Here is a 20,825-nt window from a genome sequence, read left to right as displayed (position 1 = left end):
GCGGGAGATTCCAACGCGGCCTTTTAGACGCCCACTTCCAAACGCTTCGATCAGCCTACATCGATTTGACGGGCTTCCGGAAAGCCGATGCGCCGGAACCCCTCGCGACGGCATCGCCAGGGTCTATTCTTGTGATGGAGGGAAAATTACTTTCCGATCCCGGCCCAGCAGGGGGCACCCCCAAAGGACAGCAATGTCCTTCGCAGAAGGTCCGCTCCCATGCCACAGCAACTTCCCTTGGACGAACTCACTCTCGCGCTTGCGCGGATAAGGGGCCTTCTCCTGACCGAGGAAAAGGTAGACAGGGCCGTCCAACGGCTCGCCGAGGGCATCCGTGAAGCTTTCCCGGAAAGTTCGGGGGCAGGCGCATCGCTCATGGACGAAAGCGGCAGGAGGACCAGCACTGGGGCCACTGACCCCCTGGTCCTTAAAGCGGACTCCGCCCAGTACGAGCTCGGCGAGGGGCCGTGCATTACAGCGTGGGCCACCGAACGCAGTGTGGTGATTCAGGACGTCGCTACTGACGGCCGCTGGCCCTTGTGGTCCCAGGCGGTCCGGGAGCTCTCCATCCGCTCCGTGATCAGCTCGCCGTTGATGGCAGGCACGCGATGCCTGGGGGCACTGAAAATTTATTCAACCCGGCCTGGCGCGTATGACGATGCCAGCGCGCGGCCGCTGGAAAAGCTTGCCGTGCCCGCAGCCACTCTCCTGGACAATATCCAGAGCTCGGAGGCTCCACAACGATTCACCGAAGTCCTCGCTTCTGCCCTGGACAGCCGGGACACGATCAACCGCGCCCAGGGTTTCCTGATGCACCTGCACGGCCTTGACCAGACCACGGCACTTCAGCAGCTCGTGGAGCTCTCCAAGACCAGCAGGCAGTCACTCTTCAGCATCAGCACCGAGATCCTCACCGGAACCAAGAGGGCCCCTGATGACGGACCATGAAATAGGCGGCCCCGACTCTTCGGCGGGTCTTGAACAGGAGCAAAGCCGGCTCCTGCGCAAAGCCCTGCAGCGCTCCGGCCTCCGGCATGGAGATCTGTGGCTGCGCTACTTCAGCATCGGCGGAATGGTGGGTGAATACGAGGTGGATGCCTACATCCAGTCGCTGTTCTCCCTGCCCCCGAGCCAACGCGACCTGCTGGCGCACGCAGCCAACGAACTCATCGACGAACTGCCGCCGCTGCCCCGGGCGCCCTACTTGCAGGATCTCATCAAATAACAAGGAGTCCGATCCATGCCTCGCCGCACCGGTCTTCCCAAGGCCACAGCCTCGGAGTCAGCCGCTTTCCTGTTCGACGTTTTCCTGCCCACAGTCGCCAAAGGACCGATCATCAGGCGGCCGAAGATGGAGGCCGGAGCCGAACGGCTGGGCCTCGATGACCGGGCAGCCCGCAGGATGGCCAAACTGGCGGGGAAGTACCGCAAAGGGCCGTTGCTGCTCCGTATCCCCGGACGCCCGCAGGCCGTGGTGCTGCAGCCGGACCATCTGCACTATGTCCTGGCCAACTCACCTGAGCCGTTCTCGCCCGCCAGCAGCGAAAAGAAGGCGGCACTGGCACACTTTGAGCCTCGGTTCGTGCTGATTTCGGAAGGGCGGGAAAGGACGGCACGGCGTGCTTTGCAGGAGCAGGTCCTCGACACCCACAGCCCGGTGCACCGGCTGGCGGCAACATTCCTGCCGATCGTGCAGGAAGAGGCCGGACAGCTGCTGCAGGGCATCAAGGATGGCAGACCGGAGGGAAGTTCTGAACTGGGATGGGACAACTTCATCCAGTCCTGGTACCGGGTGGTGCGGCGGACAGTCTTCGGCGACCAGGCCCGTGACGACCACGAGCTCACCAACATGCTGGCGTCACTGAGGAAGAACGCGAACTGGTCCTTCCTCAAGCCCAAGGACACGGGATTGCGTACCAGGTTCCTCACCCGCTTGACGGACCGGTTGAAGCACGCGGAGCCGGGCAGCCTGGGATTTTCCATGGCGAAAATGCACCCCGGACAGGAAGCAGCACCCGTAGACCAGGTCCCCCAGTGGCTGTTCGCCTTCGAGCCGGCCGGCATGGCAACGTTCAGGACGCTGGCCCTCCTGGCCACACATCCGGGACACATCGCCCGGGCAAGGGAGGAGGTGCAGCAGGATGCCACGGAATACCAGCACCTGCCCTTCCTGCGCGCCTGCGTCCTGGAGTCCCTGCGGTTGTGGCCCACAACGCCCATGATCCTCCGCCAGACCACCAGGGAAGTGCAGTGGCCCGACGGCGACATGCCCGCGGGCTGCGGCGTACTGATCTATGCCCCCTACTTCCATCGGGACGAGGCCAACGTTCCCCAGGCGCACTCCTTCAAACCGGAACGCTGGCTGGACCGCGACGGGAACGAGGACTGGCCCCTGGTTCCCTTCAGCGAAGGTCCGGTGGTCTGCCCCGGCCGCCAGCTGGTGCTGATGCTCACCAGCGCCATGCTGGCCTCCCTCATCGGGGAGACCACTTTCACGCTGTCATCGTCGCACGCCCTGAGTCCAGGCACGCGGCTTCCCGGAGCGCTCAACAATTTCTCCTTGAGTTTCACGGTCGCCGGGAAGCAGCCGCATCCCAGCCCGGAGCCGAGTGCCTGAACTCGCGCGCACGGTGCGCGCCCGCCGTCGTAATCCTTCCGGCCGGAGGCAGCCTTCCCGTGAGCCCAAGGGGCGGCGGGAAGGCCTTGGCCCTATGCTGGAACTATGGCGCAGCAACTTCCCCTTGACGAGCTCAGCACGGTGATCGCTCGCATCCAGGGGCTGCTGCTGACCGAGGAAAAGGTGAACACGGCCGTCCGGCTCCTTGCGCAGGCGGCCAAAGAGTCGGTTCCGGGCACCATCGGGGCCGGCGTGTCCCTCCTGGATGCCCGCGGACGCCGCACCAGCAGCGGGTACACCGACAGGATTGTGGCAGAGGCCGACGCCGTCCAGTACGAATGCGGCGAAGGCCCGTGCCTGACCGCCTGGGCCACGGAAAAACCGGTCCTGCTCAAGGACATCCAGCATGAGTCCCGCTGGACCGAATGGCGCAAGGCCGTGCAAGGCCTGCCAGTTCGCTCGGTTGTCAGCGCTCCCCTCATCGCCGGCAAAGAGTCACTCGGCGCACTGAAGCTGTACGCCGCCGCACCGAATATCTATGACGAGGCCAGTACCACCCTGCTGCAGCTTTTTGCCGCGCCGGCGGCAACACTGCTCTCGCACATCCAGGCCAGCGAAGCGCCGCACAAGATGACTGAGGGCCTGCAGATGTCCTTGTACAGCCGCGACCTCGTGAACCGGGCCTGCGGCGTCCTGATGGAGCGCCGGGGCATCAGCCACGAAGCAGCCCTGCACTGGCTGATCAGGCAAGCCCGCCACGAAAACACAGCATTGCAGGACATCAGCGAACGAGTCCTGGCCGGGACGCCGGCATCCGGATCGTAGGGAATGCCCATGGGCTTCGATCCTAATGAACCGGAACAAAGGCGCAGGCTCCGTTCAGCAATGAGGGCGGCAGGTATCTCCATATCGGAACTGTGGCTGAAATATTTCGGCATGTCCGGAGATGCCGGCGAATATGAAGTGGAAGCCTACCTCCAGGGGCTGCTGTCACTGCCCCCCGTACAGCGCGACCTGCTGGCGCTGGCGGCCAATGAACTGATTGACGACCTCCCCCGGCCGCATGCGCCCTATTCCGACGATTTCGACGGCGGGCCCGGCCCCGGTCCCGCCGCATCAGAGATCCGGGAAGACGGCACAGGGCGGCCATCGGACCCGGACGAGTAGATCCAAGCAGGCGGCATATCAATAGGCCAGGTACCGGCGTAGTGTCGGTAGTAGGAGATTTCGGGATAGTCATCAGATCCAGGGGTTGAATGATCGGGTCCGCCGCGTAAAGAGCGGAGGCCGCCAGCCATGGGCACTGCCCAGGGCGCACCTAGGGATCGAGGGCCCATGGCCCAGGACAGCAGACTTACCACGTTGGACCGGATGCAGGATTTGCTCCTCGAGAGTCCCGGATTCCCCGAATTCCTCCTGGGTCTGGCCACGATCTCCGCCTCACTGCTGGACTCCGGCGGCCGGATCACCTGCACCATCACGGTGGACCGCGACGGCGGAGCCGCAACGGTTGCCAGCAGCAATGAGGAGGGCCGCCGGCTGGACGAAACGCAGTACGCGTTCGGCGACGGACCATGCCTGACTGCCGCCCGGCAGCAGCGCCTGGTGTTGATCGCGGACCTGAAAAACGACGAGCGCTGGAGCGACTACCTCGAAGCAGCACTCCAGGAAGGCGTGCGCTCGGTGCTGGCGGTTCCCATCCCCACCGACCCGTTCTCGCACGCGGGATTGAACTGCTATGCAACCACGGTGGGCGCCTTCAACGCGGAGACCGTAGGGCTTCTCGAAGAGCACGCCGCGGCCATGTCCCGGGTCCTGCGGATCGCCCTGCGGCTGCACGGAACCGACGTTCACCCCGAGCACCTCCGCGCCGCACTGAAGTCCCGCGCCGTGGTGGACGCGGCCGTCTCCCTGATCATGGCCCAGCAGCGCGGCGGACGCGACGATGCCCTGGCCATCCTGCAGCTGGCGGCGAAGTCCACTAATCGCCGTATGAACGACATCGCCACTGACATCGTCCGGGGTGCTGGACTCCCCCAAATCCAGCGGGACGGAGAGTAGCAATGTATTCCCCTGGGGCCGACGGTCCGGAACAACCGGACCGGGCAGAAGACCTGCGGGGCACCGCGGAGCGCTTCCGGAGGACAGACCTTCCGTTAGCGAAATTGTGGACCTACTACTACGGGCTGGGCGGGGGGATGGACGAGATGTCCCTGGATGCTTACCTCCATGAGGCCCTTGACATCCCGGCCGGCCAGGTGGCCCTGATCGCCATGGCCATGACGGAACTGATGGAAGGCGAATCACTGTGACAAACCACGAGCATGGCGGCGCTGGAAGCTTTAGTGCGTTGCCGCAGGCCGCCCCGCCCCCTGCCCCGGCCCCCGCCCCGGACCTGGAGACGCGGCTGAAGGAACTGGTCCTGGACAGCAAGGACGTTGTCAGCTTCCTGACCGACCTGGCGTTGATTGCCTCTTCCCGGCTGTCCTCCCCGGGCAACCGGATCCACAGCGGCGTCACCGTCATGCGACGCAAGAGACCCGAAGCTGTGGCCAGCAGCGACGTGGCGGCGCGCGCGCTGGACGAATTGCAAAACGGATTCAAGGACGGCCCCTGCCTTACGGCCCTTCGGAACGGAACCACGCTCCTGGTTCCTGACCTGGCCGAGGAGCGGCGCTGGGCTCACTACATCAAGGCCGCCCAGGAGAATGGCGTCTCCTCCATCCTTGCCGTGCCGCTCAACCTGGCCGGCGAGGCCGAAGCCGTCCTGAACCTGTACTCCGGCTGCAGCAATGGATTCACTGACGAGGACATTTCCACTGCCGAAGCGTTTGCCAACCAGGCGGCAAGTTCGCTTCGGCTGGTTCTTCGCATCGCCCAGCTGAGTGAGGCCAGGAACGACCTCGCCATTGCCATGCAGTCCCGAACCGTCATCGATATGGCCATCGGTGCCATCATGGCCGAGAACAGGTGCAGCCGGGACACTGCGTTCCAGATCCTCACCAAGGCCTCCAGCTCCCGCAACATCAAGCTGCGGGACGTGGCAGCTGCCGTCATCACCTCTATTTCGGGTGAGAAACAAATCGACACCTATTTCGACGAATAGGCCCCCTGTAAGTGGGCTGCCGCGCGGACGTGATGAGACTCACTTGCAATAATCACCGTTTCGGTTGAGACGCTTTGCCCGCTCTGGGCACTATGGAAAAGCAGTGCGGCCGCCGGCGGGCTGACGCTCCCGACGGCTTGGTGTGATTGGTCACATCATCCCTGCACCGGTTGCTAATCCCTCCTGCAACCTGCACCATGGAAGCAAGGGAATGCGCTTTCCCACCTGCAGTCAGTCCTCACCGACGAGGACACGGTCCGGGCGAAGAAGATTCCGGGCCGCCAACCGCATGAAATGGAAGTTGAATAATGACGTTCGATGCCAATGACTCCGTGACCCTCAAAATCTGGGACCGGTCCGCCCTCCACCACACGCTGGACGCCGCGGTGAGTGACCTCTCGGCCCGCCACAACACCACCACGTGCCGGATCGCCGTCACCTGCAGCGGGCCCAACACGTTCACCTTGAGCGTCCGCGGCGAGGACCGCGCGCTGGCCTCCGCCTAGCGCCCATCAACAAAACTGAAGCGGACGACGGCGGGAGGTAACCGCCGTCGTCCGCTTCAGTTAACTGCCCTCCCCGATAGTCCGTCAGCTATGGGTGGGTTCCTCCACCAGGGCGGTGGCGATGCTGTCCGCGTCGTCCAGGGCGGCGAGGTAGCGTTCGGCGTCGAGGGCGGCGGCGCACCCTGTGCCGGCCGCGGTGATCGCCTGCCGGTAGCGGTGGTCCACTGCGTCACCGCAGGCGAAGACGCCGGAAATGTTGGTGACGGTGGTGGGTGAATCCACCTTGATGTAGCCGTCCTCGTCCAGATCCACCTGCCCCGTCAGCAACTCCGTGCGTGGGACATGGCCGATGGCCACGAAGATCCCCGTAGCAGCGTGGTGCCGGGTCTCCCCCGAGCGCGTGTCCGTCAGTGTCACTCCGGACACTTTCCCGTCACCGTGGATGGCGGCGACGGCGGAGTTCCAGGCGAACGTGATCTTGGGGTTGTCCTTGGCCCGCTGCGCCATGATGCGGGAAGCGCGCAGTTCGTTTTTCCGCACGACGACGGTGACGGACTTTCCGAACCGGGTCAGGAACATCGCTTCCTCCATGGCCGAATCGCCGCCGCCCACCACGATGATGTCCTGCTCACGGAAGAAGAACCCGTCGCAGGTGGCGCACCAGGACACCCCGTGGCCGCTGAACTTCTTCTCCTCCGGCAGGCCGAGTTCCTTGTACGCCGAGCCGGTTGCCAGGATGACGGCCGGCGCCCGATGCGTTTCGCCGCCGCCGGTAACCACAGTCTTCAGGTGACCCTTCAGCGAAACCTCAGTGACGTCGTCGAACACCACCTTGGCGCCGAACTTCTGGGCCTGCTCCTGCAGCCCGTCCATCAGCTCCGGGCCCTGGATGCCGCCGGGGAAGCCTGGAAAGTTTTCCACTTCGGTGGTGTTCATCAGGGCACCGCCGGCGGTGACCGATCCCGCGAGGACCAGCGGCGCCAGGCCGGCGCGGGCCGCGTAGATGGCGGCGGTGTAGCCGGCGGGGCCGGAGCCGATGATGATCAGCTGCTCGGTGGCGGGGTGCTGGTTGTTCGTATCAATGGTCACGGCGGGCTTCCTGGCGGTCATTGGTCTCTCCTGGGACTCGTGGGGGAACGGACGGCGGGATACCGTTTAATTGTGCGCGTTCAATAGCGCGGCTCGTACAGAACCTACCTGCAGGGCAAGGAATGAGTGTGGCATCAAGTCGGAACACCCGGGGCAATACCGAAGAGTCCATGGCGCAGCCGCCCAGGCAGGACCAGCTGCACCAGGCGGGGACGGCCGGGCTGCACGGCACGTCACTGAACGTGATCCCGGCGGCGCTCGTTTCGGCGTCGGGCTTTCTCCTGTTTGTGCGCGAGGACCGCCTGTTTGGTTTCCTGCTCCTGGCTGCCGCTCTGGTGCTGGCTGGGATCATCAACCGGCGGCTGCTGATGGACCTGGCACTGATCGCCGTCGGATTGACCGCGATGAGCCTGGTGCCCATCACCACCGATATCAGCACCGAACATATGACCGTGATGGGGACAGCGATGATCCTGGCGGTGGGTATCCCCTACGCTGTTTCGCGGTTCATCATAAAGGACCATGCCATCCGCTTTCCCGTGCGGACTGGCCAGCCGTGGACCCGCGCCGAAAAGTGGTACCTGCCCGCGGTCCTGGTGATCGGATACGCGCTGATGCCGGTCTACATGATCCGGACAGGCGTCTACAACAACTGGCCGGCCGTCAGCGACCCGGAGGGCATTGCGCGGCTCTTCCTGGGGACCAACGTACTGGGCATCTGGGACGAACTCTTCTTTATCTGCACCGCGTTCACGCTCCTGCGCCGGCATCTTCCGGACTGGCAGGCCAACCTGCTCCAGGCCGTGCTCTTTACATCGTTCCTGTGGGAACTGGGTTTCCACGCCTGGGCACCGTTCTTCATCTTCCCGTTCGCGCTGCTCCAGGCAAGGCTGTTCACCATCACCCGGTCGCTGTCCTACATCGTGAGTGTGCACCTGCTGTTCGATTTCGTGCTGTTCCTGGTGCTCATCCACGCCCATAACCGTGAGTGGATCAACATTTTCCTGTACTGATCTGGTCTGGACGTGCACTGATGCGGCGCCCATAGTTGAAACGTGCAGACACCTGACCCGGAACTTGAGGCCCTGCGGCAGCGTGCGGAGCACGGGGATCCGGACGCCGTGGGTGAACTCGTCGAACGCGCCGCCGAGCGCGGGGACCTGGCCGTACTGCGGCGGCTTGCTGATGCCGGCAGCCGGGACGCGGCGGACCAGCTGGTGGAGTCTGCCGGCGAACAGGGTGACCTGGATGAGCTGCGGCGGCTGGCGGCGTCGGGGAACCGGGATGCAGCCGACGTGCTGGCGGAGATTGAAGAGGAAACAGACGGCGGCTAACGCAGCAAAGCTGCACCACCCGCTATGTTTCACGCCCCGTTTGGGAAGCACAGCACCGGCCACCTACGCTTACTTAGGTTCCCCTAAGAAGAAGGACTACCGTGCCTCCCACTCCCCCGCCTGGCCCTGCCCGTGCCTGCTGAAACATTCCGTGATGCATGGGGCATCCCCCACCTGCGCGCAGATTCTGCCGATGGGCTGGCTTTCCTGCAGGGACGCAACGCCGCCCTGGACCGATCGTGGCAGATCGAGATGGAGCGCTGGCGCTCCGAAGGCCGGACCGCCGAAAAATTCGGCCCCGAGGGCCTGGTCTGGGACAGGTTTGCCCGCCAGGCACGCATCGATGACACCGCCCGGCGCTGCTTCGCCAACCTCGAAGCGGAGACCCGGCGCTGGTGCAAGGCCTACGTGAACGGCGTCAACCAGGCCCTGGAGTCCGGCCGGCGGGAAGCACCAGAGTTCCGGGATACCGGCACCACACCCGAACGGTGGGAGCCGTGGACTCCGCTCGGCGTCTTCCTGGTCCACCACATCCTCTTCAGCACGTTTCCCAACAAGCTCTGGCGGGAGCATGTGGCCGCCAACCTCGGCCCCGAAGCCGTGGAACTCTTCAGCATCGAAGCCCCGGTCTGGGCCGGCAGCAACGCCTGGGCCGCCGCCGGCAGCCTCACGGACTCCGGTTCTCCGCTGATCGCCGGCGACCCGCACCGGCTGATGGAACTTCCCGGCGTGTACCAGCAGGTACGCCTCGCCTGCCCCGAGTTCGACGTCGTGGGGCTGGCTTTCCCGGGCGTCCCCGGGCTCCCCCACTTCGGTCACACCGGGACAGCGGCGTGGGCGGTCACCAACGCCATGGCGGATTATCAGGACCTCTACGCTGAGCAACTGCGGCAAACCGGCGGCTCCCTCCAGGCGCTGGGACCGGACGGCTGGGAACCGGTGCTGGCCCACCATCAGGAGGAGATCCTGGTCCGCGGCGGCTCCCCTGAGACGGTTGAGGTGATCGAAACGGCGCGCGGCCCGGTAATGTCCGGCGGGCCCGACGGCGGCGCGCTGAGCCTGCGGACGCCGTCGCGCTTTGCCGGGACGCTGGGTTTCGAGGCCCTCCTTCCGCTCCTTCGGACCCGCTCGGCGGCCGAAGTGGAGAACGCCCTGGAATCCTGGGTTGAGCCCGTCAATTGCGTGCTGGCCGCCGACTCGGGCGGGGACGTGCGCCAGCTGGTGGCCGGCAAGGTTCCGGTCCGGAACCCGGAGAACCGCGTCCGGCCTGTGCCTGCCTGGTCCCCCGGGCACCAGTGGACAGGCGCCTGGGTGGACCTGCCCGCCTCCACTGTCACTAGCCTTGCCGTCAATGCCAACGACCGGGATTCCGGCGGCGGGGACAGAACCAGTCTCGAGTTTGCTCCCGCACACCGCGCCCGCCGCATCCGGAGCCTGCTCGAGGAAGCCGGCTCCGGGCTGGATGCGGACGATATGCAGGGCATCCACATGGACACCCTGCTCGGTTCGTGGCCCGCCTTCCGGACGCTGCTCGAGGGCGTGGGTGAACTCTCCGAACCTGGCGGGCAGTTGCGTGGGCAGTTGCTGGGGTGGGACGGCCACATGCGCGCGGACAGCAAGGATGCCGCAGTTTTCTCGGCCTGGCGTGCGGCGCTGGTCCTCGCGCTGACCGGCAGCCCAGCGCTGGAACCGCTCACGGGGGCACATCGCCGCTCCCCCTTGTTTTCACCCTGGCTGCACCTGACCGCCCGGGTGGGTTTCGCCGTCGAAACCATCCTGCAAAAGGGCCACCTGTTCGGGCTGGATGTCCGCGCGGCCGCCCGGCAGGCGCTGGAGGAGGTTGCCGCCGCACCTCCCCGTCGAACGTGGGGAACCAGCCACACGCTGCTGCCGCTGCATGCGCTGGCGGACTACCCTTCCACCGGGGCCTCCACGCCTGCGCTGCCAAGTACCGCGCTTTCGGGGGACACCAACTGCGTCCTGTCCACCGAAAGCCTGCCCGGTGTGACGGACGGCTCCTTCCGCGGGCCCGTGGCGCGGTACGTGTGGGACCTCTCGGACCGGACGAAGAGCCGGTGGGTGGTCCCGTTTGGCGCCTCGGGACATCCGCAGCACCAACATTTCGCGAGCCAACTGCCGCTCTGGTCGGCAGGCGGACTCATCCCCGTGGTTACCGACTGGAACCAGCTCACCAAGGAGAACCCATGACCAGCACTGACACTGCACTGCCCTTCGCCGCCAGGGATTCCGTCTACGAGGAAGAGTTGCCGGGCCTGGGCAGGCTTCGGCTGGTGGTGATCGCACCCGGGGCGGACGCGGACCTGATCCACGGCTGGGTGCGGGAGGAACGCGCTAAATTCTGGGGCATGGGCGCAATGAGCCGGGACGAGGTGCGCGATATCTACGGCTTCCTGGACAGCCTGGACACGCACCACGGGTACCTGATGCTCGTGGAGGATCGGCCCGCAGGCATCTTCCAAACGTACGAGCCCCTGCAGGACCCGGTGGGCGAGGTATACCCGGCGCGGCCGGAAGATACGGGCATGCACCTGCTGCTCGCCCCCGCCGAACGGCCGGTGCCCAATTTCACGGCCACCCTGCTCTCCGGGCTCATCCGCTTCCTGCTGTCCGACCCCGCCAAGGACCGGGTGGTGGCGGAGCCGGACGCGCGTAACAGCAAGGCCATCGGGCGTCTCGTGGGCTTCGGCTTCGAAGCCGGCGCCAAGGTACAGCTGGCCGAGAAGGAAGCCCAGCTCGTGTTCCTCACTCGGGAGAAGTTCGAGGCCGCCACGGCCCTTTAGGGCTGAGGCAGGCGCCTACTCTTCGCCGCTGTCCTTTGCTTCCAGGTATTTGGCCATGGCTTCGCAGGCCTGGTTCCAGCGTGCGTTCATCGCGTGCCGGCTCAACGGTGCGAACATTCCGTCGAGGACTTTCTCCACTGCGTCGTATGCGGCATCCAGGGCTCGTTCCTGCGCCGCCGGGGTGTAGTAGTTCATGGCAGTTATTCGTTGTGGTGGTGGACTCGGATGGCGGATAAACGTCGGGTTTAACCGGCCGGCCGGAGCGAGGTGATCATTCGCCGGATGTCCTGGTACTCGGTGGTGTCCATGTACTTCCGGGCCTGTTCCAGGTACGGCAGGGATTCTGCGCCTGGAGTCCTGTTGTTCTCCGGGTTGTAAAACGCTCCAAACATCGCCGCGGTGGGTGGCCAGGTGAAGAAGTGGAAGATGGGGCAGGCTGAATCCCCAGTAGGAGCCGGAACCGTTGTGATGCCGTACGCCGCGGCGGGGGTGTCGGCCGGGCCTGGAGTGGTGGCGTCGCCACGGGTCTCAAAGACGTACCTGGGCACTTCGCCGTCCTGGGCCAGGGCCGGCATTTCCTGCGACTCAAACTCCGAGTACGGGTATTTGTCCAGGCAGGTGGACCCCGTGGCCATGTTGGTCCGCAGCGTGGCCAGCGGCCTGCCGGCCTCGTTGGTGACTTCAGCGAAAGCCCCGCCGCCGTCGGGCAGTTCCCCTGCCGGGTCCCGCACGCCCCACTCAGCCGGCAGGTCAAACGCGAGCTCCCCGTCTGCCGTCGTAAAGGTCATCCATGCTGTCCCCTCTGCAGGCGGCTTCACGGTTGCGGTCGAGGCGGCGGAAGGACTGCGGGCAGCGGATGTGACGGGGGCGGTGGTCGTCGCCGCCGGGGTGGTCGCCGTCGGCGGCCCTGCCTGCGGGCCGCAGCCGGCCAGCACAACAGCAACCAGAATCATCGCGGGAAGCAGCCCGCCGGACCTACGCATGTCACCCTCCCGGGGCTAGTAAAACCTGTCCTCCAATTCTGGAACCGCAGGCAGGTTTCGCACCTTGCGCAGGCTGATTGGCGCCGAACCGTTGCGGCGGATAACAGAAAAGCTGTACCGGGATATTGCCCGACGGCGGCCCGCCCCCTTGGGAGCCGGCCGCCGTCGAACGCGTTTTGTTATTAGAGCGTGGAGGTGTCGATCACGAAGCGGTAGCGGACGTCCGAGGCGAGGACGCGCTCGTAGGCGTCGTTGATCTTCCCGGCCGGGATGACCTCGATCTCGGCGCCCAGGTGGTGCTCGGCGCAGAAGTCCAGCATCTCCTGGGTTTCGCGGATGCCGCCGATCATCGAACCGGCGAAGGACCGGCGGCCGCCGATCAGCGCGAAGGCGTTGACCGGGAGCGGCTCGGCGGGGGCGCCGACGTTCACCAGCGCGCCTTCGAGCGCCAGCAGCTGCAGGTAGGAGCTGATGTCAATCGACGCGCTGACCGTGTTGATGATCAGGTCGAAGGTGCCCGCGAGCTCCTTGAAGGTGTTCTCGTCACTGGTGGCGAAGTAGTGGTCCGCGCCCAGGCGCAGCCCGTCTTCCTGCTTCTTCAGCGACTGCGACAGAACCGTCACCTCCGCACCCATGGCGTGGGCGAGCTTGACGGCCATGTGGCCCAGGCCGCCGAGGCCGACGACGGCAACCTTCTTGCCGGGGCCGGCACCCCAGTGCCGCAGCGGGGAGTACGTGGTGATGCCGGCGCACAGCAGCGGTGCGGCGACGTCCAGGTCCAGTCCCTCCGGGATGCGCACCACGAAGTCTTCGGTCACCACAACGTGGCTGGAGTAGCCGCCCTGGGTGACGGTGCCGTCGCGGTCCACCGCGCCGTACGTGCCCACCATTGAGTTGAGGCAGTACTGCTCCTCGCCCTTCAGGCAGTTGGCGCATTCGCGGCAGGAGTTGACCATGCAGCCAACGCCGACGCGGTCGCCCACAGCGTGCTTGGTCACGGCGGAACCCACTTCGGTGACGATGCCGGCGATTTCGTGGCCGGGGACCAGCGGGTACTGCTGCGGGCCCCAGTCGCCGCGGACTGTGTGGATATCGGAGTGGCAGATGCCCGCGAACTTGATCTCGATCAGGACATCGTGCGGGCCCACCTCGCGGCGTTCGATGGTGGTGGCGATGAGGTCCTCTGTGGCGGACGGGGATGCATAAGCTTTGACGGTAGTCATGGCTCTCCTGTTGTTCTTGGGGGTTCTTTAGAATGCTAGCGGGGTGGAAGACCGGCTGACTGGCCTATGGGGGCTTCAGGGTGGCCCTGTTGATACTGGGTCTGGCAGTCCTACCCTTGGCGGCCTCCGTACTGGTCGTCGGTGACACGCAGGTCCTGGCCGCGTTCGTGCGAGTGCCACGCCGTGCGGGCGCCCGGCGCGAAGGGCCTGGAACGCGGGCGGGCCAGGACAAGGAGCCCGAACAGGGACAGCAGTGCCCCGCCGACCATGAGCAGGGCCATGGGCACGGCAGTGTTCCCGCCGCCGAGGCCGGCGGTCGGCGCCGCGATGCCTGCGGTGGTCCACTGCACGAGCCCCAGGACGGCGGAACTGGTGCCCGGGTGCTCGGGCACTTCGGCGGAAGCGAGGGCACCGCCGTTGGTATTGATCAGGCCCTGCGCCACCATGAGGGCAAAGAAACTGCCCATGGCCACCAGCAGCGGAGTGGCCCACCACAGGGCTCCGGCCAGCATAACCACTCCCGCGGCGAGGGCGATCAGCTGGCCCGCCAGGATAACCTTCCGGGTGGACACCCGGCCGGCCATCCTGGCTGACACCAGGGCGGCGATGGTCATGCCGCCGGCGTTCGCGGCGAACACGATGGAGTACATCACCGGAGACAGGCCGTTCATGTTCTGCAGGATAAACGCGGACGTTGCCACGTACGCGAACAGGGCGATAAAGGCCGACGACGCCACCACCACGTAGCCGACGAACCGGCGGTTGGAGAGCACGTCCTTGGCCGCGCGGCCGAATTCAGCCAGCCCGCCGGAGTGGCGCTTTTCCGGCGGGAGCGATTCCGGGACGACGAACAGGGCGCAGAGGGTCATCAGGATGCCCAGGGCGGCCAGTGTCCAGAAGGTCATCCGCCACCCGGTCAGCTGCAGGATCACCGCTCCGAGCAGCGGGCTGATGATGGGTGCCACGCCGCCGATGCCCATCACGATGTTGAGCACCCGGACCAGCTGCGATCCGTGGGCCAGGTCCACGATGACGGCCCGTCCGATCACCATGGCCCAGCCGCCGCCAAAGCCCTGCAGGAAGCGGGCGATCATCAGGACTGCGATGTTCGGGGCGAGGGCGCACGCCGCCGATGCCACCGCCATGAGGACGGTGCCGGCCACCAGCGGCAGCCGCCGTCCGCGCTGGTCGCTGAAGGGGCCGCCCACCAGCTGTCCCAGCCCCATCGCGGCGAAGAACGTGGTGAGGGTCAGCTGTACCGCGGACGCCGGGCTGCCGAACTCCGCGGCCACACGGGGGAAGGCCGGAACGTACATGTCCGTGGCCAGGGGTGCCACCGCCGTCAGGAAGATGACCGTGGCCACCAGGGTCGCGGGGACGGCGCCGGCGGAGGGCGTCCGCGTTGCGGTTGGCAACATTGGTTGAGCGCTCCATCTGATTGATGAGGGAAGGGGGATGTTCCCATCAAACCTGCTCCCGGAAGTCCCAGCGAGGGCTCTGCTGAAACGGGTTTTGGCAGACCCTCCTTACGGGTTGGCTCTTCGTCGTAACGTGTCCTTATGGATAACCGAGCCGAGGTCCGCCAGTTCCTCTCCACGCGCCGCGGGCGCATCACCCCAGAGCAGGCGGGGATCGAGCCGTACGGCGGACGGCGCCGCGTGCCCGGACTCCGGCGCGAAGAGGTGGCCCGGCTCGCCGGTGTCAGCGTGGATTACTACACCCGGCTGGAACGCGGCAACCTCTCCGGAGTCTCCGACAGTGTCCTCGATGCGATCGCACGCGCCCTGGAACTGGACCGGGCGGAACATGATCATCTTTACGACCTCGCCCGGACGGCCAACATGTCCGGCCGCAAGCGTGCGGCGAGCGCCGCGCCAACCCGCGTGCGCCCGGAACTCCAGTACCTCCTCGACACCATCACGGGAGCGCCGGCTTTCATTGGAAACAACCGCCTGGACATCGTGGCCGCCAATACCTTGGGGTACGCCCTGTATTCGGACATGTACCGCAGTCCGGCGCGGCCGGCCAACCATTCACGCTTCATCTTCCTGGACCCCCGCGCCCACAACTTCTACCCCGACTGGGAGCGGGCAGCGAACACCAACGTGGCCATCCTTCGCCGTGAGGCCGGGCGGAACCCGCACGACAAGGGCATCGCCGAACTGGTGGGTGAACTGTCCATGCGCAGCGACGACTTCCGCGCGCGCTGGGCTGCCCACAATGTCCGCCGGCACTACGCCGGGACCAAGTTCTTCCAGCACCCTGTGGTGGGGCTGCTCGAACTGAACTACCAGGTCCTGGGGCTGGAAGAGGACCCGGGGCATTCCCTGACCGTCTATCCTGCCACCCCGGGCACATCCACCGAGGAAAACCTCAAGCTCCTGGCCTCGTGGGCGGCTACCGAGAAGATCGCCGAAGTGGCGCAGGCGCACGCGGGCTGACGTCGCCTTTCGAACCGCGCGGCACGTCAGGACCGGGTTTGCGCAAGCAGGTCCAGCAGGAACCTGGCCATGTCCAGCCTTCCTGCCATCAGCGACCGGACCTCCGCTGAATCCCCTTCCGCAAGCCGGTCACTGACCACGGCGGTAAGGCCGGCAAACACAGCCATCGAAATGGCCAGGCCGCGCCGGACCTCGCCCCGGGACACGGCGGAAGCACTCCTGCCCAGCCCCTCAAGGTAGGCATCCACGCAGATCGGCTCGAGGCGTTCCAATGCAGTACCCGGCAGGGTCCCGTCATTGACCCGGCCGGCGAGCAACTGCCCCAGGTCATATCCCACGCAGACCTCCCCGAACATCCCCCAGTCAACCAGCACGAAGTTTGTCAGCCCGGTGACAGGGTCTGCGCCTTCGATGAGGAAGTTCTGCGGACAGGCGTCGCCGTGGGCTGGAAGTGCCGGCAGGGTCATCATCTCGTCCACCAGGAGCGGGCACTGATCGGCAAACGAACGCAGTCCCTCCACCAGTGCTGGATCAGAATGCGCCGAGATAGCGGGATGCTCCCAAAGGTCCGGTCCTTTGATGGCCGGGATCAACACTGCGTCGCCCACGCCGGAGAGGAAGTACTTCAGCCGGTCCGGGCGCCTGGTGTCCTGGATTGCCTCGCTGCATTGCCGCACTTCCGGAGTTCCGGCGAGAAGGCCCAGCACCCAGGCAGCGTCCCGGAAATGCTTGTCCGACCACTCGGGGTTCCCGTCAGGCGCAATATCCTCCATCCAGATAGCTGCCCGGTCCGGTCCGAGCTCCACCAGGCGGAACAGCTCCGGCAGGCGGCTGTTGGCCGGCATGGCCTCCGACAGTCCGGACGAGTAGACCTCCGCCTCCGTCCGCCACGGGTAGTTCGCTGCCAAAGCTTCCCGGTATTCCTCCGGCACGCGCTCAATGCCGCTCCAGAGCAAGGGTGATTGAAGGAGCTTCACCACTACGCTGAATTCCCGGGGCGGCAAGGAGGCGTCTTCGCCGCCGGCCATTCCCTGCACCCGCCATAAACCGCCGGTGGTCATGTTCAGTGCGGGAAGCCCGATTCTGGATGCAGTTGCGGACAGAACGTCCACCCGCGGTTCCCGCAGCGCGAGCGCGGCAACAGTGTTCAGAAGCTCAGCCGCCGGCCTGCCCGGCCCCAGGGACTCCAACCCTTGGCGGTGTCCAGATTCCATACACTCCCCTGAAGCTGCCTATGCCCGTGCACCGGGTGAACTCATTAGATACCCGGCCCCGCTCCCGGGACAATGAAAAACCCGGTGACGACGACGGCGATGCATCCGCCAGCCACATTAACCATCGTTGCGGAGCATGGCGCAGCGTTGCCCGGTTTGTCCTTCTGATGGCGCCATAAGTAGCGCCGTTTCCCTACATTGAGCCTTCTTTGCGGCGTGCTGGCCAAGGCCTTGATCGCCATGTTTAGGTGTCGTGAACTGCACAGCCTCAGACAGGAGAACCCCATGACTTCCGAGAATTCCTCCAGTAGCCGAACACTCCACCTCAACGCTTTCCTCATGAGCACAGGCCACCACGAAGCGTCCTGGCGGCTGCCGGAAAGTGACCCGCAGTCCAGCACCAATATTGAGCATTACAAGCAACTGGCCCGTACAGCGGAACGCGGCAAGCTGGACTCCATCTTCTTCGCCGACTCCCCCGTCCTCTTCGGCGAAGTGGGCCGCCGTCCTGCCGGAAAGCTCGAGCCCACCGTGCTGCTGACCGCCATCGCCGGCGCCACCGAACACATCGGCCTGATTGCCACCGCCTCCACCACCTACAACGAACCGTTCAACCTGGCCCGCCGCTTCGCCTCCGTAGACTGGGTCAGCGGCGGCCGGGCGGGCTGGAACGTGGTGACCACGGCCGGCCCCGACGCCGCCCGGAACTTCGGCGTGGACGACCAGCCAGCCCACGCTGTCCGGTACGAGCGTGCCGCCGAGTTCATTGAGGTGGCGCAGAAACTGTGGGACAGCTGGCAGGACGACGCCGTCGTTGCGGACAAGGCCGAGGGCGTGTGGGGTGATGCGGACAGGATCCGGACCATCGACCACGAGGGCAAGCACTTCAAGGTCCGCGGGCCGCTCAACGTGCCCCGCTCGCCGCAGGGCCACCCGCTGATTGTCCAGGCCGGGTCATCCGAGGACGGCAAGGACCTCGCGGCCCGGTACGCCGACGCCGTCTTCACCGCCCACCAGACCCTCGCCGACGCCCGGGATTTCTACCGCGATCTCAAGGCCCGCACCGCTGCTGCCGGCCGGGACCCGGAGACCATCAAGATCCTCCCGGGCATCGTGCCCGTCATCGGCGCCACCGAGGAGGAAGCCCTGGAGCTGGAGCGGGAGCTGGACCGGCTGATCAAGCCCGAGTACGCCCGGATCCAGCTGGCCAAGACCCTGCGCGTGGCTCCGGAGGACCTGCCCCTGGACCGCGAACTGCCTCAGGACCTGCCCAGCGAGGACGAGATTGAGGGCGCCAAGAGCCGCTACACCCTGATCGTCCAGCTCGCCCGGCGTGAAAAGCTCACCGTCCGCCAGTTGATCGGCCGCCTGGGCGGCGGCCGCGGGCACCGCACGTTCACGGGAACGCCGGTCCAGGTGGCTGATGCCATCCAGGAATGGTTCGACGGCGGCGCGGCCGACGGCTTCAACATCATGCCGCCGGTGCTGCCCTCCGGGCTGGAGACGTTTGTGGACCAGGTGGTGCCCATCCTCCAGGAGCGCGGCCTCTTCCGCACCGGCTACACCGGCACCACGCTGCGGGAGCACTATGGCCTGGAGCGCCCGGACAACCGGTTCGCCGGCGCCGCAGCGCCTGCGCTGGCCTCGATCGGTTCGGCCTTCTGATGGGCCGGCAGCCCGGGCTCAACCTGTCCAGGCGCCGCAGCCGCTAAGGCTGAACGGAGGGTTCCACGGCGGCGCCGGGGCGGATGCCGCCGTCGCCCGCGGCTGCCTCACTGTCCGGCGGCCGGGGCTTGTAGGCCCAGGCCACCAGCACCACGGAGATGATCATCAGCAGGAACCAGGACACCAGCTTGTCCAGCGAAACCGGATGCCAGCCCTCCATCTGGCTGGGGTACAGCCAGGCGCCGGACCAGGTGGCGATGTTCTCGGCGATCCAGATGAACAGTGCCACCAGCAGGAAGGCGATCACCAACGGCATCCGGTGGTGCTTACGGAACACGCGGAAGTGCATAACGCACCGCCCGTAAATGATCACGACGGCGGCCAGCAGCACCCAGCGCAGGTCCCAGATGTAGTGGTGGGTAAAGAAGTTGGCGTAGATGGCCGCTGCAGCGATTGTCGTGATCCAGCGGCGCGGGTAGTTGGCGAAGCGAAGGTCGAAGAGCCGGTAGACGCGGACCATGTAGGAGCCCACCGCGGCGTACATAAATCCGCTGAAGAGCGGAACCGCGCCGATCCGGAGGATGCCCTCCGCCTCGTAGGACCAGGAGCCGACGTCGGTCTTGAACAGTTCCATCACGGTACCCACCAGGTGGAACAGGATAATGACGCGCAGTTCACGGAGGGTCTCCAGCCTGAACACCACCATGAGGACCTGGATGGCCACGGCCGCCAGTGTCAGGAAGTCGTTCCTGGCCAGTCCGGCGCCGTCCGGATACCAGAGCCGCGCCGCCATCAGCACCGCCAGGAGGGCTGCTCCGAAGATGCAGGCCCAGCCCTGCTTGAGGCCGAAGACCACGAATTCGGTGAGCTTTGCCCTGGCACCGCCGGCCGTTCCCTGTGCCAGGAAGCGGCGGGCCCGCTCGTCGATCCGCTGCTCTACTGAGGTGGAACTATGCACGGACTCCCTGACGCTTGCCGGACTGGTTTTTTGCCCGGATGTCGGCGTCCAGGCTGTTCAGGCAGTAGTCCTTGAACCAGTGCCGGATGCTCCGGGGCAGCTTGGGGTACACCACGGCCAGGAACCCCATGGTGCGGTTGAAACGGCGCTCGCGGCGCTCGTTCCACGGCAGGCCGAAGTCCTGGCGGAGCTGGTGGGGCAGGAGCCCGGCGGTGAGGAACCTGGCGGAGGGCATGATGGCGCGGTACCACAGCGCCGTGTGCTTCGGGTACAGCAGCCCGCGGCCCACGCGCACCCCGCCTTCCTCCGCCCGGAGCGTGGCGATGCGCCCGTTCCAGTAGCGGCTGAACGCCGCCCGGTCCTCCGGCCACATGGCGGGCGGAAGCTGCAGGGCCGTGCCGATCCTCGCGTAGTCCTGATACATGGCATCGGCCGCGTCGTCGTCGAGCGGGCCGTAGATCTTCTCGATGATGGTCACCGCCGTGTCGTACAGCGTGGCCACCACCCAGAGCTGCAGTTCAGGATCATAGGCGTTGTAGCCCGCGGAGGTTCCGTCATGGTCCCTGCGGACCGGGACATGGGCGCGGTTGACCCTGCGGCGGACCTCGTTCACCTGTTCATCAGTGCCGTACACAATGGCGTAGACGTAGGTGAGGGTGCCCTTGAGCCTGTTGACCGGGCGGCCCACGAACGTGCTGTGCTCGTCAACGCCGCGGCCCACAGCCGGATCCGCAAGCTGCAGGAGCAGGGCCCGTCCCGCACCGGCGAGCAGGATGCCTTCTGCCCCGTACTCGGCCATTCCTCGCACCATTTCAACAGGGTACCGGACTCCCCGCGGACGCGGACGACGGCGGGACTTCCCGCCGTCGTCCACTCCCCTGCGCAGCA

23 protein-coding genes are annotated in these 20,825 nt (G+C 66.0%); 15 read left to right on the top strand and 8 right to left on the bottom strand.

What is annotated here, in order from left to right; translation table 11 throughout:
- The first annotated feature begins 219 nt into the window (after positions 1-219).
- From ARTSIC4J27_RS02620 to ARTSIC4J27_RS02580, 9 genes are all read left to right on the top strand, one after another.
- The gene (locus ARTSIC4J27_RS02620; RefSeq protein WP_050053661.1) at positions 220-948 is read left to right on the top strand and encodes a GAF and ANTAR domain-containing protein; all 729 of its coding nucleotides are present in this window, start codon (positions 220-222) and stop codon (positions 946-948) included.
- On the top strand, positions 935-1,225 hold the full coding sequence (locus ARTSIC4J27_RS02615) for a hypothetical protein (RefSeq protein WP_050053660.1): 291 nt from the start codon (positions 935-937) through the stop codon (positions 1,223-1,225). Before ARTSIC4J27_RS02620 ends, ARTSIC4J27_RS02615 begins: the two co-directional genes overlap by 14 nt.
- Positions 1,226-1,240: 15 nt before the next feature.
- Positions 1,241-2,617: a cytochrome P450 gene (locus ARTSIC4J27_RS02610; protein WP_050053659.1), complete on the top strand. Its 1,377-nt coding sequence runs from the start codon at positions 1,241-1,243 to the stop codon at positions 2,615-2,617.
- A 105-nt stretch (positions 2,618-2,722) separates the two neighbouring features.
- Positions 2,723-3,442 carry a GAF and ANTAR domain-containing protein gene (locus ARTSIC4J27_RS02605; protein WP_050053658.1) on the top strand — a complete coding sequence of 240 codons (720 nt, stop codon included), beginning with the start codon at positions 2,723-2,725 and terminating at the stop codon, positions 3,440-3,442.
- A gap of 111 nt (positions 3,443-3,553) precedes the next feature.
- Positions 3,554-3,784: a hypothetical protein gene (locus ARTSIC4J27_RS02600; protein ID WP_407681111.1), complete on the top strand. Its 231-nt coding sequence runs from the start codon at positions 3,554-3,556 to the stop codon at positions 3,782-3,784.
- A 168-nt stretch (positions 3,785-3,952) separates the two neighbouring features.
- Positions 3,953-4,678, top strand: a complete 726-nt coding sequence (locus ARTSIC4J27_RS02595; RefSeq protein WP_050053656.1) for a GAF and ANTAR domain-containing protein — start codon at positions 3,953-3,955, stop codon at positions 4,676-4,678.
- Between the two features lie 2 nt (positions 4,679-4,680).
- The gene (locus ARTSIC4J27_RS02590) at positions 4,681-4,929 is read left to right on the top strand and encodes a hypothetical protein (protein WP_083435286.1); all 249 of its coding nucleotides are present in this window, start codon (positions 4,681-4,683) and stop codon (positions 4,927-4,929) included.
- A complete protein-coding gene (locus ARTSIC4J27_RS02585) occupies positions 4,926-5,723 on the top strand; it encodes a GAF and ANTAR domain-containing protein (protein WP_083435285.1) in 798 nt (265 codons plus the stop codon). Before ARTSIC4J27_RS02590 ends, ARTSIC4J27_RS02585 begins: the two co-directional genes overlap by 4 nt.
- Before the next feature lie 308 nt (positions 5,724-6,031).
- Entirely contained in the window at positions 6,032-6,229 is a 198-nt protein-coding gene (locus ARTSIC4J27_RS02580) for a hypothetical protein (protein ID WP_050053655.1), read from the top strand.
- A gap of 84 nt (positions 6,230-6,313) precedes the next feature.
- On the opposite strand, the gene trxB is transcribed toward ARTSIC4J27_RS02580, so the two are convergent.
- Positions 6,314-7,339, bottom strand: coding sequence for a thioredoxin-disulfide reductase (gene trxB, locus ARTSIC4J27_RS02575; protein ID WP_050053654.1), 1,026 nt, complete (start codon positions 7,337-7,339; stop codon positions 6,314-6,316).
- A gap of 221 nt (positions 7,340-7,560) precedes the next feature.
- On the opposite strand from trxB, the gene ARTSIC4J27_RS02570 reads away from it, so the two are divergent.
- The 4 genes from ARTSIC4J27_RS02570 to ARTSIC4J27_RS02555 all read left to right on the top strand — a co-directional run bounded on the left by ARTSIC4J27_RS02570 (position 7,561) and on the right by ARTSIC4J27_RS02555 (position 11,453).
- On the top strand, positions 7,561-8,331 hold the full coding sequence (locus tag ARTSIC4J27_RS02570; protein WP_050053719.1) for a CPBP family glutamic-type intramembrane protease: 771 nt from the start codon (positions 7,561-7,563) through the stop codon (positions 8,329-8,331).
- Positions 8,332-8,373: 42 nt separating this feature from the next.
- Entirely contained in the window at positions 8,374-8,652 is a 279-nt protein-coding gene (locus ARTSIC4J27_RS02565; RefSeq protein ID WP_050053653.1) for a hypothetical protein, read from the top strand.
- 132 nt (positions 8,653-8,784) lie between these two features.
- On the top strand, positions 8,785-10,860 hold the full coding sequence (locus ARTSIC4J27_RS02560; RefSeq protein WP_083435284.1) for a penicillin acylase family protein: 2,076 nt from the start codon (positions 8,785-8,787) through the stop codon (positions 10,858-10,860).
- Entirely contained in the window at positions 10,857-11,453 is a 597-nt protein-coding gene (locus ARTSIC4J27_RS02555) for a GNAT family N-acetyltransferase (protein WP_050053651.1), read from the top strand. Before ARTSIC4J27_RS02560 ends, ARTSIC4J27_RS02555 begins: the two co-directional genes overlap by 4 nt.
- Before the next feature lie 15 nt (positions 11,454-11,468).
- Here ARTSIC4J27_RS02555 and ARTSIC4J27_RS02550 read toward each other — a convergent pair whose 3' ends face one another.
- The 4 genes from ARTSIC4J27_RS02550 to ARTSIC4J27_RS02535 form a co-directional block, all read right to left on the bottom strand.
- The gene (locus tag ARTSIC4J27_RS02550) at positions 11,469-11,648 is read right to left on the bottom strand and encodes a hypothetical protein (RefSeq protein WP_050053650.1); all 180 of its coding nucleotides are present in this window, start codon (positions 11,646-11,648) and stop codon (positions 11,469-11,471) included.
- A 50-nt stretch (positions 11,649-11,698) separates the two neighbouring features.
- Positions 11,699-12,436: a hypothetical protein gene (locus ARTSIC4J27_RS02545; RefSeq protein ID WP_050053649.1), complete on the bottom strand. Its 738-nt coding sequence runs from the start codon at positions 12,434-12,436 to the stop codon at positions 11,699-11,701.
- A gap of 182 nt (positions 12,437-12,618) precedes the next feature.
- Positions 12,619-13,659, bottom strand: a complete 1,041-nt coding sequence (locus ARTSIC4J27_RS02540; protein ID WP_050053648.1) for an NAD(P)-dependent alcohol dehydrogenase — start codon at positions 13,657-13,659, stop codon at positions 12,619-12,621.
- 110 nt (positions 13,660-13,769) lie between these two features.
- Entirely contained in the window at positions 13,770-15,077 is a 1,308-nt protein-coding gene (locus ARTSIC4J27_RS02535; protein WP_083435283.1) for a multidrug effflux MFS transporter, read from the bottom strand.
- Positions 15,078-15,218: 141 nt separating this feature from the next.
- Here ARTSIC4J27_RS02535 and ARTSIC4J27_RS02530 point away from each other — a divergent pair, with 141 nt between their 5' ends.
- Entirely contained in the window at positions 15,219-16,100 is an 882-nt protein-coding gene (locus ARTSIC4J27_RS02530; RefSeq protein WP_050053647.1) for a helix-turn-helix transcriptional regulator, read from the top strand.
- Between the two features lie 26 nt (positions 16,101-16,126).
- Here ARTSIC4J27_RS02530 and ARTSIC4J27_RS02525 read toward each other — a convergent pair whose 3' ends face one another.
- Entirely contained in the window at positions 16,127-17,314 is a 1,188-nt protein-coding gene (locus ARTSIC4J27_RS02525; protein WP_152683756.1) for a hypothetical protein, read from the bottom strand.
- A gap of 285 nt (positions 17,315-17,599) precedes the next feature.
- On the opposite strand from ARTSIC4J27_RS02525, the gene ARTSIC4J27_RS02520 reads away from it, so the two are divergent.
- Complete coding sequence (locus ARTSIC4J27_RS02520; protein WP_050053645.1) at positions 17,600-18,979, top strand: LLM class flavin-dependent oxidoreductase; 1,380 nt, start codon at positions 17,600-17,602, stop codon at positions 18,977-18,979.
- Positions 18,980-19,022: 43 nt separating this feature from the next.
- On the opposite strand, the gene ARTSIC4J27_RS02515 is transcribed toward ARTSIC4J27_RS02520, so the two are convergent.
- Together ARTSIC4J27_RS02515 and ARTSIC4J27_RS02510 are read right to left on the bottom strand one after the other, a co-directional pair.
- Positions 19,023-19,937: a DUF817 domain-containing protein gene (locus ARTSIC4J27_RS02515; protein ID WP_050053644.1), complete on the bottom strand. Its 915-nt coding sequence runs from the start codon at positions 19,935-19,937 to the stop codon at positions 19,023-19,025.
- Entirely contained in the window at positions 19,930-20,748 is an 819-nt protein-coding gene (locus ARTSIC4J27_RS02510) for an oxygenase MpaB family protein (RefSeq protein ID WP_050053643.1), read from the bottom strand. The genes ARTSIC4J27_RS02515 and ARTSIC4J27_RS02510 overlap by 8 nt, the downstream gene beginning before the upstream one ends.
- Between the last annotated feature and the right edge of the window lie 77 nt (positions 20,749-20,825).

It is taken from the genome of Pseudarthrobacter siccitolerans (genome assembly GCF_001046895.1).
GTDB classification, from domain to species: Bacteria; Actinomycetota; Actinomycetes; order Actinomycetales; family Micrococcaceae; genus Arthrobacter; species Arthrobacter siccitolerans.
The sequence above is the reverse complement of the archived record's forward strand: the minus strand, read 5'-3'. Positions and strand labels throughout refer to the sequence as shown.